The organism is Pseudomonas sp. GW821-FHT04C07, assembly GCF_059420325.1.
This window is the reverse complement of the sequence record NZ_JBWKTM010000015.1, coordinates 14767-30936: the sequence shown is the minus strand read 5'-3', so window position 1 is coordinate 30936 and position 16170 is coordinate 14767. Positions and strand designations below refer to the sequence as shown.

Here is a 16170-nt window from a genome sequence, read left to right as displayed (position 1 = left end):
TCTCAGCATGACTCAGACTCACGAAGACACGCCATTCGAAGGCTTCGAACTGTCGCCGCAACAGGCGCACCTGTGGCGCCTGCAACAAACTCGTCTGGCTCCGTCAGCGCAGCGGGCCACGCTGCGCATTCGCAGCGAACAACCACTGGACAGCTCACGGCTGAAAACCAGTTTGCTGGCGTTGATGCAGCGCCACGAAATTCTGCGTACCCGTTATCAACAACTGCCGGGCCTGTCGTTGCCAATGCAGGTGATCGACGATTCGATTGATGATTGGCTGGCGCTGGGCATCGAACTGCACGTGGACACCCAGTCAGCGACCTTGCACCTGCCGGCCTTGCATCTGGACAGCACCAGCCTGGGCTACCTCAGCGAAGAATGGGCGCAGGGCTATTTGCAAGCAGCGCCTCAAGAGCCGCCGCTGCAATACGCCGACTATGCTGCCTGGCGTCTGGAATCGGTGGACGATCAGGGCCGGCAGTTCTGGGATGAGCAGTTCAACGCGGTGGTCGCAGACGTGCCGTTGCCTTGGCAGCGCCAAAACTCGGCGCCCACCGGGCTGATCAACCCTGGCCGTTTGCAACTGAGTCTCGACGACTCGAGCCTGCATCGCCTCGATCAGCAGGCGGCCAGTCTCGGCGTCAGTCCAGGGACGGTCGTGCTCGCCGCTTGGTTAACCTTGTGGCAGCGCTATAGCGAAGCCGAGCGCCTGACGCTGGCCTATGAGAACCAGGCGCGCCCGGAAGTGTTGGGCGATGCCCTCGGCCTTTTTTCCGAACCGTTGCCGCTGACACTCGACACCGCACCCGAGCTATCGTTTGCCGCGTCGTGCCAGCAACTGACCGAGCGCGTCGGCCTGCTCAATGATGCCCGGGACAGCTACCCGAGCCACTTGAGCAACGTACCGTCGCTGTCCGGCGTGGGCTTTCGCGAACTCGCGGTCGTGCCGCACAGTGCCCTGAATGATGCCGGTTGGCAGATCGAACAGGCCGACAGCGTCAGCGACGGTTGTGCGCTGCTGTTGCAGTATCAGCCGCGTACGGCCAGTGGTTTGTCGCTTCATTTTGACGCTGCGCTCTACACGCCAGCCCATGTCGAGCTCCTCGCCGAGCAATTGCTGAGCGTGATCGAGCACAGCCTGCGCGAACCGTCCGCCAGCCTGAGCCGGCTGTCGACCTGCAGCGCGGCCGAGCAACAACGCGTGACCGGCGCACTGGCCACTTCGCCGCCCCTCAGCCCGGCGCAAGAACAACTTTATGCCGCCACCTTCGCCCTGCCCAACCTGGCCGCCTGCTTCGCTCAGGGCTCGGCCACTAACGCCCAACGCCCGGCAGTCACCGGGCCGAGCGGCACCTTGAGCTACGCCGAGCTGGATCAGCGCGTCAGCGCCCTCACCCAGCAACTGCTCGCCCAAGGCCTGGAACCCGGAGCGCGGATCGCACACTTTCTGCCGCGCGACATCGGTGCGGTGGTGGCGCTGGTGGCGATTCTGCGCGCCGGTGCCTGTTATGTGCCGATCGATCCGGCGTATCCCGCCGAGCGCATCGAACATATTCTGCGCGACAGCCAGGCACGCCTGGTGCTGACCCACCACTCCCGTGTGCAAGACCTGCCGGCAGACTGGCAACCGAGCGCACTGGCGATTGATCAAGCGATGCCGACAGTGCCGTTACGGGACGAGCCGACAGTCTCGCGGGACCAGCCGGCCTACCTGATTTACACCTCTGGCAGTACTGGCCAACCCAAGGGCGTGATCATCAGCCATGCCAACGCCCTACACTCTTTGGCGGCGCGACTGGCGGGGTATCCGCATCCGGTGGAACGCTTCCTGCTGCTGTCGTCGTTCGCCTTCGACAGCTCCATCGCCGGGCTGTTCTGGAGCCTGGCCCAGGGCGGTTGCCTGCACCTGGCCAGCGAAACCGAACAGAAAGACCCGCTACAACTGGCCCGATTGATCCGCAGCCACGGCGTGTCGCACCTGCTGGCCCTGCCTTCGTTGTACGCGTTGATACTGGACGAATTGGGCGATGCCCCGAGTCCGCTGAACACTACGATCGTCGCCGGAGAAAGCTGCCCACCAGCGCTGGTCGACAGCCACTATCGCCGCCAACCCGGTGCACAGCTGTACAACGAATACGGTCCGACGGAGGCGTCGGTGTGGAGTACCGTCGCGCTCTGCCAGCCCGATCAAGACGCGGCGACTGTGCCCATCGGCCGCGCCATTGCCCACACTCGGGTGTACTTGCTCGACAGCGACGGCGCCCCTGTGACCCGAGGGATCAAGGGTGAAATCCACATTGCCGGACCCGGCTTGTCCGAAGGTTATCTGGGCCTGCCGCAGATGACCGCCGAGAAATTCATCCGGGCCGGTCATCCATCCCTCGACGGTCAGCGTCTGTATCGCAGCGGCGATTTCGCCTGGCAGGATCTGGACGGACAACTGCGGTTCCTCGGGCGCACCGACTCGCAGATCAAACTGCGCGGTTACCGTATCGAGCTGGGCGAAATCGAAACCGCGCTGTGCAACGTCAGCAGCGCCAAACTGGCGGTGGTGTTGCTGGACACCACCCAGGCCGAGCCGAGTTTGCGTGCTTTCATCGAATCGACCACTCAACTTCAGGCCAGTGCCGTGCGCGAATCCCTGGCGGCGCTGTTGCCGGCGCACATGATTCCCGCCGACATTCAGTGGCTGGCGCAACTGCCGCGCACCGCCAATGGCAAGGTCAACCATCGTGCCTTGCTGGCCCGTGCGCCAAACCGCAGCCTCGCGGCTTACGCAGCGCCCGAAGGACATGTCGAACAGGTGCTCGCGGCGGTGTGGCAAGAGCTGCTGGAGGCCGAAGTGATCGGTCGCCACGACGATTTTTTCGCCCTCGGCGGCCATTCGTTGCTGGTGGTGCGCATGACCGCCAGGTTGCGCGCCACGCTCGGCATTGAAGTGCCGGTCAACGTGATCTTCCAGCACCCGACGTTGATCGGGCTTGCCGGACAGATTGCCCAGCCCGACGACCATACGACGGTCATTACCTTGCAGGCCGGCGAAGCAGGACAGCCAGCGCTGTTTTGCCTGCACCAGCCTGCGGGCGGGGTTCATCACTATGTGCCGATGGTCGCCGGATTGCCGAAGGACAGGCCGGTGTATGGCATTGCGCTGCCCGAATCGCTGCGCAACCAGGACCTCGTTGCATTGGCCAGCGAATACGTGCCACAGATCCGCCAGATTCAGGCTCAGGGTCCGTATCGCCTGGGCGGTTGGTCCATGGGCGGATTGCTCGCGCTGGAACTGACCCGGCAACTGGAGGCGCAAGGGCAAACGGTTGAGTGGTTGGGATTGTTCGATAGCACCTTCCACGCCGAGGACGAATCGCTGGCGTGGGATGCGCTATACACCATCGTGCAACAAGAGCTGAGCAGCGACGGTCGACAACGACTGACCGCACTCGCCCCGGAACGTTTGACGGAACTGCGCACAGCCACTGCTGAGCTGGGTCGCGTGGATCAATTGCGTTTCGCTCTGCTGCAATGGTCGAGCGCCAACAGCCTGAGCCTCAATGCACCGCTGGCGTACGTCGAGAAAACCTTGAAGGTGATGGCCGACGCGCGCCGTTGGGTCAACGGCTATTCAGTGCCCACCGTGCGTGCCACCCTGCATCTGTGGTGGGCCGAACAGACCCTCGTTGAGCGCCCGACCCTGCCGGCGCAGTGGGACGCGATCAGCCAACGAACCTGTCATCATCAGGTCGCCGCCGATCACGACACGATCCTCGGGCAATCCGCCTTCCATGAACAACTCAACAAGTCGCTGGCCGTGGCCTCGACGGAAACCGTCGCATGAACCTGATTCTTTATCTCTACCGCCAATCGGCACGCCTGCTGGCACTGGCCTCGATCACCGGCGCACTGGGCGGTCTGGCCAGTGCGGGGCTGGTGATCCTGATCAACCGCGGGCTGGCCAACCCGCAGCAATTGCCGGAACTGGCCCTGGGTTTTTTCGGGCTGTGTGCCGGCATGCTGGTGAGCAAACTTTGCTCGGAGTTGTCGCTGCTGCACCTGACCCAAAGCGCGATTTTCCAGATGCGCATCGACTTGTCGCGCAAGCTACTCGCCACCCCGCTCAAACGCCTGCAAGGCATGGGCAAACACCGTTTGCTGGTGATCCTCACCGAAGACGTGCACACCTTTACGGCGGCGTTCGAGTGGGTGCCGCTGCTGTTCGTCAACGCTGTGGTGACCCTGGCGTGCTTTGCCTATCTGGCCTGGCTGTCGTGGTCGTTGCTGGCGATTCTGGCGTTGTTTTTGCTGGTCGGTCTGGTGGCGTTTCACTTGGCCGAACGCGGGCCGCTGAGCCATCTGGAACGGGTGCGGCAACAAAAGGATGTGCTCTACCAGCACTTTCGCAGCCTGATCGAAGGCAGCAAGGAATTGCAGCTGAACAACGCCCGTGGCGAAGCCTTCGTCGAGCGGGTCATCCGTCCGGGCGCCGATGAGTTTCGCGTGCGGTTCCTGCGCGGCATGGCCGGGTATTCGGTGGTGGCCAACCTCGGCACGCTGCTGTTCTACCTCAACCTTGGCGTGCTGCTGTTTGTCGTGCCGTTCTGGCTGCCGCAACCGATCACCGTGCTGACCAGTTTCACCGTGACGTTGCTGTATCTGGTGCGGCCGATATCCGACCTGATGATCGCCCTGCCCTCGTTGCGTCAGGCCAGTATCGCACTGAACCGCATTCGCCAACTGGATGCCGAGTTGAGCACCGAAGCCCAGGTGGCCGCGCCGGTCGGTAACGTATTCGCCAGTGAAGGTCCGATGCGCCTGTTGCTCAACGGTGTATGCCACCGCTATCCCGGCGAACACGAGGATCATCCCTTCATGCTCGGGCCGGTGGACCTGGCGCTTGAACAGGGCGAACTGGTGTTTGTGGTGGGTGGCAACGGCAGTGGCAAGACCACGCTGTCAATGCTGATGCTTGGGCTTTATGCACCGGAAACCGGCTGTGTAATGCTGAACGGCGTGGAAGTGGACGACGACAACCGCGAGCAATACCGTCAGCACTTTGCCGCCGTGTTCGCCGACTTCCACCTGTTCGAACATCTGCTGGGCGACGACGGCCCGGACGCCGAACACCGCACCGCCGAGGCTACCCGCTATGTGAAAGCCCTGGGGCTGGGGCATAAAGTCAGCATCGTCGACGACCGCTTTTCTACCGTGGAGCTGTCCACGGGTCAACGCAAGCGACTGGCGCTGGTATCGGCCTATCTGGACGACAAGCCGTTTTATCTGTTCGATGAATGGGCCGCCGACCAGGATCCGACCTTCAAGCGCGTGTTCTATATGGAGCTGTTGCCGGAACTAAAGGCCCGGGGCAAAACCGTGATCGTGATCACCCACGACGACGCTTATTTCCAACAGGCCGACCGGGTACTGAAAGTCGAGAACGGCCGTCTGACCCAGGTCGAAGCCCACGCGGCTTATGCCTGATGAGGCGCTGTGATGCCAGCGCCCGGCACCAGCGGACAGTTGTCGCAGTACGGGCGCGCATCACCGAGTTGGTGGTGCAAGCAGCACACCTTGCGCATCAGCAACGGGACGCCGCTCGGGCCGGGGGCCAGTTGCAGGAAGCCGTACAGCGGATTGCGCGTGCCATCGGCCCAGTGCCGCTCCCGGAACAGATGATCGCGCCATTGCGGCGCGTGCGGCATCTGGAAGTAATCGAGCGCGACATCGATGGCGGCCGCCACGTTGTTCCACAGCAAGCGCTGGGCTACCCGCCCGGCGCTGGCCAGTGCCTGCACGAGAGGCGCCATGTCGTCAGTCAGCAGTTGTTGCGCGAAGCCCAACGGGTCGTTCAACGGCAGTACTTCGCCGGCGGCAAACACCTGAGCCACGGGCATGCCGTTTTCCAGCGCCACATGGGGATCACGCACGCTACAACGCAGATTTTGCGCAGCGGCGGCCAACGGCAAGGCCAGCGTCACGCAGATCAAATCCATCGACCACTGCGACACCAGCGCGGCCCGAGGCGCAGCGGGATAGTAGTGGGCGTAAAGGCCCAACAATTCAGTGCAGGTTTGCGGATCGCGAAACTCAATCAACCCACGACCTTCAACGTGGCTGCTCAATCGGCAGGTGCTGCGCAGAAAGGCGCCTTCGAAACGAAACAACTGATCGAGCAGGGTTTCGTCGAGCATTCGGGCGGTGGCTTGAAGAGACGTCATGAGGCTTCGTAACTGAGTTTGAGAACTGTTAACCTACCACGTTTTTTGAATTCCGAAGACTCAACACGGCAGGTCACCCCCCGAGTTTGCCAGGCAGGACGCTCTGATGTTCATCCATGATATGAAGTTACTGGCCGCGCCTTACTGGTCGGCTGAAGGTCGTCGTCGCGCGTGGCTGACTCTCGCCCTGGCCATGCTGGCGGTGGCCGGGATCATTGCGATCCAGGTGCGCTGGAACGAGTGGAGCCTGGGCTTTTACAACTCGTTGCAAAGCCTGGATGCCGCCGCGTTCGGTTATCACGTCGTGGAGTTGCTCGTGCTGGACGTCGCCTTCATCGCCTGCACCATGGCCAAATTCCAGGTTCAACAACGACTGCTGATCAACTGGCGAGAAAAACTCACCCAGGCCTTTCTCGCCAAGTGGCTCGACAACCAGCGCTACTACCGCAGCCGTTTTCACAGCGTGACCTACGACAACCCCGATCAGCGCATTGCCGAGGACTGCAAGATCTTCGTCGAGCAGACCCTGGACCTGGGCCTGAACCTGCTTCAGGCGATCATTCTGGTGGTGCTGTTCAGCATGATCATGTGGCGCATTTCCGGCACGCTGGAATTCGAAGTCGCCGGGCATGCCGTCGCCATCCCCGGCTATATGTTGTGGCTCGCCTTGATCTACGCCGTGATCGGCAGCGGCATCGCGCACTGGATCGGCAGACCGCTGATCGGGCTCAATTTCCTGCAACAACGTCGTGAGGCGGATTTTCGTTTCGGCCTGACGCGTCTGCGTGAAGACGCCGAAAATGTCGCCCTTTCCCGTGGTCAGGGTTGGGAAAGCAAGCAGTTATTGGGACAACTGGGACTGCTGCTGAGCAACTACGGCAAGCTGGTTCGCTCGAAAAAACACCTGCTGGGCATCAATGCGGCGTATGAGCGATTCGCCTTTACCTTGCCGCTGTTGCTGGCGTCACCGCGCTTCTTCTCGCGGGAGATTCAACTGGGGCAACTGACCCAGATCGCTTCGGCTTTTGGCGAAATACAGGCCTCGCTGTCGTTTCTGATTCACAGCTACCCGCAAATCGCCGAATGGCGCGCGACCAAGGCGCGCCTGTGCAGTTTCTGGCGTGAACTCGACGCACTGCCCGCCCCGGTCGACCCCGTTACCCGTCGTACAGCCGGCCTGCGGTTGCATGACTTTGCACCGTTGAATGAGCACGGTTTACCGCTGTTCGAAACGCTGACGCTGACACTGGCACCCGGCGAACGGCTGCTGCTGCGTGGCCCTTCCGGCGTGGGCAAGACCACCCTGCTGCGCTCACTGGCGGGATTGTGGCCACGGCACCAGGGTCGCGCCGAACTGGACCGCGATGGCCTACTCATTCTGCCGCAGCGGCCTTATCTACCCAGTGGTTCCCTGTATGAACTCTTGCATCAACAGGGCGACGCCAGCGCAATCGACATTGATGAAACGCACCTGGAAGAAGTACTCAAACTGGCAGAGTTGCAGCATCTGCCGTTGCACGGCACCGATGACTGGAGCCGGCGCCTGAGCCCCGGCGAGCAACAGCGTCTGGCCATGGCCCGCGCGTTATTGATTCGGCCACCGTTGCTGTTCCTCGATGAAGCCACATCGGGCCTGGACGACGATGCCGAGCGACGGTTGTACGAAGCGCTGGCAGCCACCAATATCACGCTGGTCAGCATCGGCCATCGTGAAAGCCTCACTGCCTACCACACCCGCGTGATTGACGTAGTGCCCACTGCTTCATCTGCCGCATCCAAACTAATCCCCGCCACCACTTTGGAATTCTGAGGTCGCCGGTGCTGGTCATCCAGATGGAGGGCCGATTTCCTGCCCTCCGAGTGAGTTACGCGCACGCCTGGCTCACCGGTCAGGTGGAGGCTGTTTTCCAGGCTGAGATTTCCGTCATGCCCTGCGATGAGTACAGAGGGCCATCAACTCGGTTCAGACCTTCATCGCTGCCATCAGGGCGTTACCGCCCCGAAGGTTCAACACCCGTTTGAAGTTGTAGGCGAGCAGTGGCGTTAGCGCAGCAGGTCGATGTTCTCGTCGATTCGGCCTTGAATGGTATCCAGGGTGTCCTGGGTGATCGCGCGTGGGTACATGTTCTCGGCGATGGTCGCAAACTGGCTAGCGACGCGGCAAATCCTGTCAGTGATGCCGCCAGCAGTCTCCACTGAGACCTCTGCTTCGTCTGCAAGTCTGAGCATCGCGTCTCGGTCAATCTCCAAGGCCTCGCCCATCACGTCCATCTGGTGATAACCGCCCGGTCCCTCGCAGAAAGTCACGTCGTAGGCCGGCGCCAGCTGCCATGCACCGGACGGCGACATGACGTAGGCGAAGTTTTTGGGGTGGTCGTCTCGGTTGTTGAACGCGACATTGAAGATGGCACGCTCGAAGGCGATAGCTTTCTCTCGCACATCGTTGGTGCACATCTGTGTCGCACGCAAGAAGTTGACATAGTCCAAGGACCCCGGTGACTTGTAGTCGGCCCCGGTAAAGGCTGCAAGGCTCTGCATGGGCACGCGCTGACCGTCTATACGATCAAAGCGTTTACTCGCGAAGGCTGCCAGCCCGTTGGGCAGACTGAAGTGCTGCGTGTCCGGGGTCTGGATGCCGCACATGCGCAAGCACTCGGCATAGACCATTTCGATAGCACACACCTCGGGATGTTCTTCTTTTGCCGGGAACTTGATCAGCCAGGCTTCATAGCCCGGCTTGGCGGCGGTGGTAAAGGCTCCAGTTTGAGGATCGCGATAGACCAACGCCTTTGGCCTGGCACCTTGAGGCGCGCCCCCCACCAGCAGCAACGTCTGCAGGAATTCCCCACCTTCACCATTGAGAACTTCCTGAACCTCAACCCCAAGCTGCTCAAGGGGGATATGCGCTTGCGGCTCCTGCCCCTCGGGCGCCACGGGCTCGAACGACATTGCCCCCATGGCATTGTTGCCAATATAGGCAAGCCGCCCCAGAGGTCCTGTACGTGCTGTGTTGAGGCCACGGCGCCTGAACAACCGGTCCATCAGCAGCATGCCCCAACCGTCAGGCAACGAGTCATAGACAGGCCCTGGCAGGCCCAACTGGTGGGGCGCAAAGCCTCGACGTAACTGGGGCCCCTCCAATGGAAGTGTGTAGGACGACAGCTCCAGGCCTCTACTCTTCGCTTCATTGCTGTACTCAAACACAATCTGTGGGCGACCGGTGATGGCGGTCGTAGACACAAGCGTGCCCCACAGCCAACGTTCACCCCAACCATCGTAGTAGACGTCAACTTGCTCAAGCATTGTCGGACTTCCTCTTGGCACGATGACGATTGACACTGTTTTCGTATCGGCGAATGTCTTCAAGGCTGTCCAGCTTTGGCAAGAACAGTCCTTCGAGCTCCTTGGTGCGTCCAAGGACCATGGCCACACGGACCACATTCTCGAACCCGACATTGCGCCCAGCTTCGAGGTTGGACACGGTATTGGTCCCGATACCGGCGCGACCGGCCACATCGGCTTGCGTCATCTGCAGAGCCAGCCGCTCCGTGCGCAGGCGATCGCAGAGTCGCTTGACGATCTCACTCGGCTTACTGAAGCTTAAATCCAACATAACGTGCCTTCCGTCGCTGCACACCGTTTAATACCCAAAATTATAGAATTAACCACAATCCAGCTCAAGGCGCGTAATTCCCTGAATTTGTGTCTTATTTAGGTATTTCCTGCCGTACCCACAATTTATTGGAATTAATTCTATTTGTGGGAAGATTCGCCCTGCTGGTAGCACCTTCCCGGCCTCAACGATGAACAGCCGCGGCCGATACACCGCCGTGACCTGATTGAGCAAGTTGTTGAGCGTGGCGGTCTTGCCCGAGCCGGAGGGAGCGAACAGAGTACGGCGTGCAATCGGGGGCAAATGCGGGGGGCAGCTCTAATAGTTTTTGGCCTGAAGCCATTGCTCTAGTGGCCTGTGTGGCTAGTTCGTTAGCTCAAATTCGGATGCCGGCGGCCCAGAGCCAAGGCGCTGTGACGAGTCATAGCCCGCTATGGCGAGGAACAGCAACGCAGGATATGGGCTGCTGGCGCCGAAGTTGACTAACAGAACTAGCCACACAGGCCACTAGAGCCCTATTAAAATGAGCCATTTCAGCAGTCTTCATCAATCAACCTGGATATAGGTGCGCCCCGATGCCACTCACTACCGATCAGCTCGATGAGTACCTGAATTTTGCCGAGCAACTGGCGCAAGCTGCTGCCGCGGCCATTGAGCCCTACTTCCGCACGGCAATCGAAGTACAGGACAAAGGTGGCCGGTTGTTCGACCCCGTCACCGTAGCCGACAAGGCGGCCGAGCAGGCCATGCGTGAACTGATCCGCAACCGCTACCCCACGCATGGAATCCTCGGTGAAGAGGAAGGCGTCTACGTTGGAGAAAGCGAACTGACCTGGGTCCTGGACCCGATTGACGGCACACGGGCCTTCGTCACCGGGCTGCCCCTGTGGGGCACGCTGATCGCACTCAACGATGGCCAGCGCCCGGTATTAGGGGTGATGAATCAGCCGTTCACCGGTGAGCGGTACATCGGCAGCGCACAAGGTGCCTGGCGCAATGGCACAGCGTTGAAAACACGCGCCTGCTCCCAGCTCACATCCGCGCGGCTGATGTGCACGACACCCGATATGTTCGACACAATCGAACGAAAAAACGCCTTTGAACAGGTGGCCAGCCAGGCGCAGCTGGTCCGTTTTGGCGGTGACTGTTACGCCTACTGCATGCTGGCCTCCGGCTTCGTCGATGTGATCGTCGAGGCCGCACTGCAGCCCTATGACGTACAGGCATTGATCCCGATCATCGAGGCCGCGGGTGGCCGTATGACGGCCTGGGATGGAAGTACCGCGCAAAACGGCGGTACCGTCGTGGCCTGCGGAGATCCCGCGCTGCATGCCCGGCTGATTGAGCTGCTACAGCATGCCGGCTAAGTGAAAAGCAGGTCCGCCCGGGGCGTTTCCAGTGTGTCGAACAGACAGCAAACGCCCCAGTGCAGCCCTTGATGACGTGCTCTATTCGCCCATCTGCGGACCTTCAGCGGCATCTCTGCAATCAGTGCCGCACCTCTTTACGAGGCCACGGTCACATCCGCTTGACCGCTCGCGGCGAGTGCCCTGTGGACGAAGCCTTCGGCCTTCTTGCGCTCAACGAAAGCCCTCACATAGGCCGCACCTGCTTCACGCTGACGAGGCACGGCCATCGCCTGGCGAATGGCGGTGAACGCGCCCTCTAGCACCCGATAACGCGAGTCGGCCGCGGCCACCTTTTCCAACGGCTGACGCACACCCGCCGCGGCGTCCAGGCCTTTATCGAAGAACAGGTCCACCGCTGCCGCTGACGTCTCGGCCCGTTCCAACCGGGCGCTTTTCAAGGTGCGCGTCAGGAACAGGTCATAGGCGGCGCCCTTGCCGACGGCGAGCCGCAAGCCAGGCTGATCGAGATCAGCGACTTCACGATAAGGCGCGTCAGCCGCTACCAGGTAAGTGCCCTCGATGATCACATAAGGCTCGCTGAAGGCGATCTGCTCTTCGCGTACCGGTTCAATGGCCAGAAACGCAATGCTCCATGCCCCCTCCTCCAGCGCGGCAAACACCTTGCCGGCGGCGTCGAAGGTCCGCATCTCCAGGGGTACGCCCAACTCCTGCGCCAGGGCTTTGGCCAAGGCGACGGATACGCCTTGGGGGGCACCCTCCTGGCCTTTCTGCGCCAGCACCGGATTACCAAAATTGATCGCCGCACGCAGCACGCCCCCCGGGGCAAGTTCGGCGATAACAGTAGGAGTGATAGCACTCATCATGTGCTCCAAAAAACAAGATTGAGGAAAGCCCATTTACAGATGAGCTTGGTGTAGGAAACGATCAGTCCCACTATCGATCGCACCTCCGATTCCGACACGCGCTTGCTGATAGCCGAAACAGCCGAATGCTTGATGGGTGTAGCCCGAGTGTCGCTCGCAGGTCGCAAGCACTAGGCACTTAGGTGTTTAATCCAGTCGAGGCTCGCAACGGTAGAGCCGGAAGGACGGTACTCACAACCGATCCATCCTGAGTAGCCACGCTGCTCCAGCGCCGAGAACAAGGCAGCAAAGTCGATGCTCCCCGTTCCCGGTTCGTGACGACCCGGGCAGTCGGCAATTTGCACATGGACGGTTCTGTCATAAAACCGGGCCAGAACATCTGCTGCGTCGCCGGTCAGAAGCTGGGCATGGTAAAGATCGAGAATCAGCCCAACGCTCGGGAAGGTCTCCAGCACCTGTTGCGCCTTGCTGAAGTCAGACATGTAATAGCCCGGCACCTCCTGCGAACTGATCACTTCGATAAGCGGCCGCAAGCCCTGATCTTCGAAGTACTTGACTGCATACTCCAAATTATCCCCGAAGATGACCGGTGCCTCTTCCTGCGTCGTGACTCCAGACATGATGTGGACATTCGAACACGCCAGCGCTTTTGCATAGCCGGCGGCCTGGACCAAGCCAGCGCGAAACTCTTCTTCCTTGCCTTGCAGGGCAGCAATGCCTTTGGTAACACCGGCCGGTGCGGCGAACTGAATCAGAGGCAGAGCGTATTGAGCCAGGTGATCGGCCAGGAGACTGGCGTCGAATTCATAGGGAGACGGAAACTCCACCGCCCGAAAACCAGCGGCGGCGGCGGCCCCGATTCGCTGCAGAAAAGGCAATTCATTGAACTGAAAACCGAGATGAGCATTGAACTTGAGCATTGGGTAAACATCCATCCTGGGAAGAAACGAAATCATCAGCCTGGAGCATTTTTCGTAGCTCCAGCACTGCACTATCGGGAGTGGTCAATACAGGCAGACCAGAGCGGGCCTGTGCTTGCCCTGCGGCGCTCGTCATCGAAAACTGTGCGAAACAGATCAGATCGCAGGCCCCGACCTGACCGGCCATTTCCGCGATGGCGGTATCGTGACCTTCTCTATTCCCTTCACTCAGTGCCTGCATTGCACCAGGGACAAAATAGGGCACCACCTCCAGCGCTCGACCACTACGCTCAACCCCTTGCTTGAACTCGGCCATGATCGAGGTGATGGTAGGCTCGAAGGTCGCCAGCACGGCAACACGCGATGCTTGCGTCAGAGCCAGGTTGATCATGGCTTCGTTCGGCTTGAGTAGTGGAATGGAAATGTCAGGCTTGCATAGGTCGATGGCATCGCCGAAAGCCGAACAGGTAAAAAGAATGGCGTCTGCTGCGCTTTGTACTGCGTAGTGGGAAAGCGTCAGAAAGCGCGCCTTCATACTCGTGGTTAGTCCGCCCTCCTCCACTCGATCTCGGGACAACGAGTCTTCGAGCAGATTGACAATCTGTGCCTGCGGCAATAGCCGGGCAAAGGCCGCCGTGATGGGATCGATCGCCAGTGCGGTCGCGTGGATCAGAAAAATGCGTGGAGCCTTCATGCTCATGTGCCTCGACAAGGTTGTTCGACAAGTCCGCCAGCGCTCTTTGTGCAGGTACCCACATCCTGTTCGTATGGTATTTTCCATCTCCAGTCCGATGAGGGCATCTGCCCCAACGGGAACGGACTGAAGCTAACCAGTCGAGATAGAGCCTGTGATCAAGAAAGACCTCGCCTTGCAGTTGGCCCCACGCGTCATCGACATGGTTCGCGCCCGGTCGATGAAAGCCGGTGAGCCGTTGCGCGAGCAGACGTTCGCCCAAGCGCTTGGTGTTTCGCGCTCGCCCATTCGACGAGTGTTTGCCCTGCTCGCCGAGTGGGACCTGGCCATCCAGGAGCCCAATCGTGGCTACTTTCTGAAACAGGACGCGGGGCAGATTCGGGAGGCGACATTCCCTATTGCCAGTGATCCTTTCGAAGACTTTTACCTTCGCGTGGTCGACGACATACTTGGCGGCGAAATACCTGACCACTTTTTTGAAGCGCAGCTGTTGCGCCGTTACGAAGTGCCCCGCGGACAGTTGCTCAAGGTATTGAACAGGCTGGCCAGCGAAGCCATGGTGGAGCGCAAGCCGGGGCAAGGATGGGTTCTCAAAGACTTCGTGCATAACGCCCAGACACACATCCAAAGCTACCGCTTCCGTATGGCCATTGAGCCGGCCGCCCTGCTTGAGCCCGGCTACCAGATCAATCACGCCGCGTTTGCCAAGGCCAGGCAGCAACAGCAGGCTATGCTCGACGGGGATATTCACACTTTGTCCCGTGCCCAACTGTTCCAGGTGGGCGCCCAGTTTCACGAACTGATCGTGCAGTGCTCCGGAAATGTCTTTTTCATCGATGCCATCCGCCAGCAAAATCAACTCAGACGATTCATGAGCTACAAAGCCAACGTCGATCGCACTCGTCTTATGGCGCAATGCCAGGAACACATCCATTTGCTCGACCTCATCGAGTCTGATCGGCGTGAAGAAGCCGCGCAATTTCTCTGGCGGCATCTCGACGAAGTGGGCCGACTCAAGACTCATCAGCACGTCATGCCAGAAGATGATGGGATATAGAGCGCACCGCTGACACCCTGTCACCGATCGAAGCTTCGTCAGAGTGCTCTCCAATAATTCGCCAATCAGCTTAGCACGATTGTCTCTCATCAATACAAGATACAAAAATACAGCTCATCCGCGCGGCAGAGTCAATTTTATCGCCGGATGCCGCCGCTGCGTGACCACAGTGAGATGAAGCGCGCTTGCGCCTGGCTCATGGCGAGCGCGGCGACGCAGCACCGCTGCACATCGCGCGACCGATCGTGCCGACGCCAGCCACCTGTTCCCGTCTCATGGCGGCGTTCAAAGAAATTCCTTTCGGATGTCGATACTCGACCGTTCGCCAATATTCCGGTAGTTCTCCGTGAGCCACGCCTCGGCCTCGCATCGTCCGTTGTCGCGCAGTCCGCAAAGGAAGTCCCAGCCCGCGTTGTACTTGCTGGACACGCTGAGCGCGCACATCGCCTCGTCGGACCGAATGGAGTGGATCAGCATCTCTTTCATCTCGTCGCGATCGACCTTGCCTTGCTGGATGAGGTCAGTGACGAAGGCGATGGTGCGCATCTCACGCATCAGCGACGAGTTGAAGCTGATTTCATTGATGCGATTGAGAATGTCGACAGCTGTAATGGGCACGCCCGGGCGGACGAGCGGGTTGATGTGGACGATCACTACATCGCGCGTATTGCAGTGGTAGATCAACGGGAAAATGGCCGGGTTTCCCATATAACCGCCATCCCAGTAGTGCTGGCCGTCGATCGTGATCGCCTGGAACAATGTCGGCACACAGGCCGAAGCCAGCACTGCCTCGGCGCAGACGTCCTCGCCCGAGAAGATGCGTATCTTCCCCGTCTCGACATTGGTCGCGCACAGATAGAGGTGGAGCGGGCATTGCTTTCGCAAGGCGGCGAAATCGATCTGACTCTCCAGCACCTCCCGCAGCGGATTCAAGTTGTGGCGATTGAACTGGTAAGGCGAGAAGATACGAAGCGCCATGTCCGCGAACGCATACATGGGCGAATGGTCCAGTCCGAAGCTGTGGGTCCCTTTCAGCCATGGCATCCAGCGCAACGGGTTATGACGCTCGGCGGACTGCGCCACGGCGTACCAGAAGTCGTGCAGCGCCTGGCGTGCGCCGGCCTCGTCACCCTGCAGCATGCCGTAGGCCAGCACGACGGCATTCATCGCGCCGGCACTGGTTGCGCTCACCCCTTCAATGGCCAGCCTGCCGTCCTCGAGCAACCGATCGAGCACGCCCCAGGTGAACGCACCGTGCATCCCGCCGCCCTGCAAAGCCAGCGCGACCGGCTTACGCTCGTCACCGCCCCGAGGCTTTGCGTTCTTCGTGGTCATTCTTGATCTCCTCGTCGGTGCTGAGTCGAATCGAGAACTTGTTGCGGCGCCTCTCCTCGTCACGCGCTCGCCGACGACACGCCGATGCTCCATTGCGCGCCATGCG

Annotated in this window: 12 protein-coding genes; 5 read left to right on the top strand and 7 right to left on the bottom strand. The window is 60.4% G+C overall.

Annotation, left to right across the window (positions count from 1 at the left end):
* The first annotated feature begins 7 nt into the window (after positions 1-7).
* On the top strand, positions 8-3835 hold the full coding sequence (locus AC07UI_RS24080) for a non-ribosomal peptide synthetase (RefSeq protein ID WP_494994864.1): 3828 nt from the start codon (positions 8-10) through the stop codon (positions 3833-3835).
* A complete protein-coding gene (locus tag AC07UI_RS24075) occupies positions 3832-5475 on the top strand; it encodes a cyclic peptide export ABC transporter (RefSeq protein WP_494994863.1) in 1644 nt (547 codons plus the stop codon). The genes AC07UI_RS24080 and AC07UI_RS24075 overlap by 4 nt, the downstream gene beginning before the upstream one ends.
* Here the strand turns inward: AC07UI_RS24075 and fhuF are convergent.
* Entirely contained in the window at positions 5466-6212 is a 747-nt protein-coding gene (gene fhuF / locus AC07UI_RS24070; protein ID WP_494994862.1) for a siderophore-iron reductase FhuF, read from the bottom strand. The genes AC07UI_RS24075 and fhuF overlap by 10 nt on opposite strands.
* 106 nt (positions 6213-6318) lie before the next feature.
* On the opposite strand from fhuF, the gene AC07UI_RS24065 reads away from it, so the two are divergent.
* Positions 6319-8022, top strand: a complete 1704-nt coding sequence (locus AC07UI_RS24065; protein WP_494994861.1) for an ABC transporter ATP-binding protein/permease — start codon at positions 6319-6321, stop codon at positions 8020-8022.
* 233 nt (positions 8023-8255) lie between these two features.
* Here the strand turns inward: AC07UI_RS24065 and AC07UI_RS24060 are convergent, their stop codons facing one another.
* Together AC07UI_RS24060 and AC07UI_RS24055 are read right to left on the bottom strand one after the other, a co-directional pair.
* The gene (locus AC07UI_RS24060) at positions 8256-9515 is read right to left on the bottom strand and encodes a type II toxin-antitoxin system HipA family toxin (protein ID WP_494994860.1); all 1260 of its coding nucleotides are present in this window, start codon (positions 9513-9515) and stop codon (positions 8256-8258) included.
* The gene (locus tag AC07UI_RS24055; RefSeq protein WP_007936692.1) at positions 9508-9825 is read right to left on the bottom strand and encodes a helix-turn-helix domain-containing protein; all 318 of its coding nucleotides are present in this window, start codon (positions 9823-9825) and stop codon (positions 9508-9510) included. The genes AC07UI_RS24060 and AC07UI_RS24055 overlap by 8 nt, the downstream gene beginning before the upstream one ends.
* A gap of 575 nt (positions 9826-10400) precedes the next feature.
* Here AC07UI_RS24055 and hisN point away from each other — a divergent pair.
* Positions 10401-11192, top strand: coding sequence for a histidinol-phosphatase (hisN, locus tag AC07UI_RS24050; protein ID WP_494994859.1), 792 nt, complete (start codon positions 10401-10403; stop codon positions 11190-11192).
* A gap of 137 nt (positions 11193-11329) precedes the next feature.
* Here the strand turns inward: hisN and AC07UI_RS24045 are convergent, their stop codons facing one another.
* From AC07UI_RS24045 to AC07UI_RS24035, 3 genes are all read right to left on the bottom strand, one after another.
* The gene (locus tag AC07UI_RS24045; RefSeq protein WP_494994858.1) at positions 11330-12055 is read right to left on the bottom strand and encodes a transporter substrate-binding domain-containing protein; all 726 of its coding nucleotides are present in this window, start codon (positions 12053-12055) and stop codon (positions 11330-11332) included.
* A gap of 173 nt (positions 12056-12228) precedes the next feature.
* Positions 12229-12978 carry a hydroxypyruvate isomerase family protein gene (locus tag AC07UI_RS24040; protein ID WP_494994857.1) on the bottom strand — a complete coding sequence of 250 codons (750 nt, stop codon included), beginning with the start codon at positions 12976-12978 and terminating at the stop codon, positions 12229-12231.
* The gene (locus AC07UI_RS24035) at positions 12938-13672 is read right to left on the bottom strand and encodes an aspartate/glutamate racemase family protein (RefSeq protein WP_494994856.1); all 735 of its coding nucleotides are present in this window, start codon (positions 13670-13672) and stop codon (positions 12938-12940) included. The genes AC07UI_RS24040 and AC07UI_RS24035 overlap by 41 nt, the downstream gene beginning before the upstream one ends.
* 154 nt (positions 13673-13826) lie before the next feature.
* Between AC07UI_RS24035 and AC07UI_RS24030 the strand changes: the two genes are divergently transcribed.
* The gene (locus AC07UI_RS24030; protein ID WP_494994855.1) at positions 13827-14729 is read left to right on the top strand and encodes a GntR family transcriptional regulator; all 903 of its coding nucleotides are present in this window, start codon (positions 13827-13829) and stop codon (positions 14727-14729) included.
* Positions 14730-15014: 285 nt separating this feature from the next.
* Here the strand turns inward: AC07UI_RS24030 and AC07UI_RS24025 are convergent, their stop codons facing one another.
* Positions 15015-16064 carry a patatin-like phospholipase family protein gene (locus AC07UI_RS24025; protein WP_494994854.1) on the bottom strand — a complete coding sequence of 350 codons (1050 nt, stop codon included), beginning with the start codon at positions 16062-16064 and terminating at the stop codon, positions 15015-15017.
* Between the last annotated feature and the right edge of the window lie 106 nt (positions 16065-16170).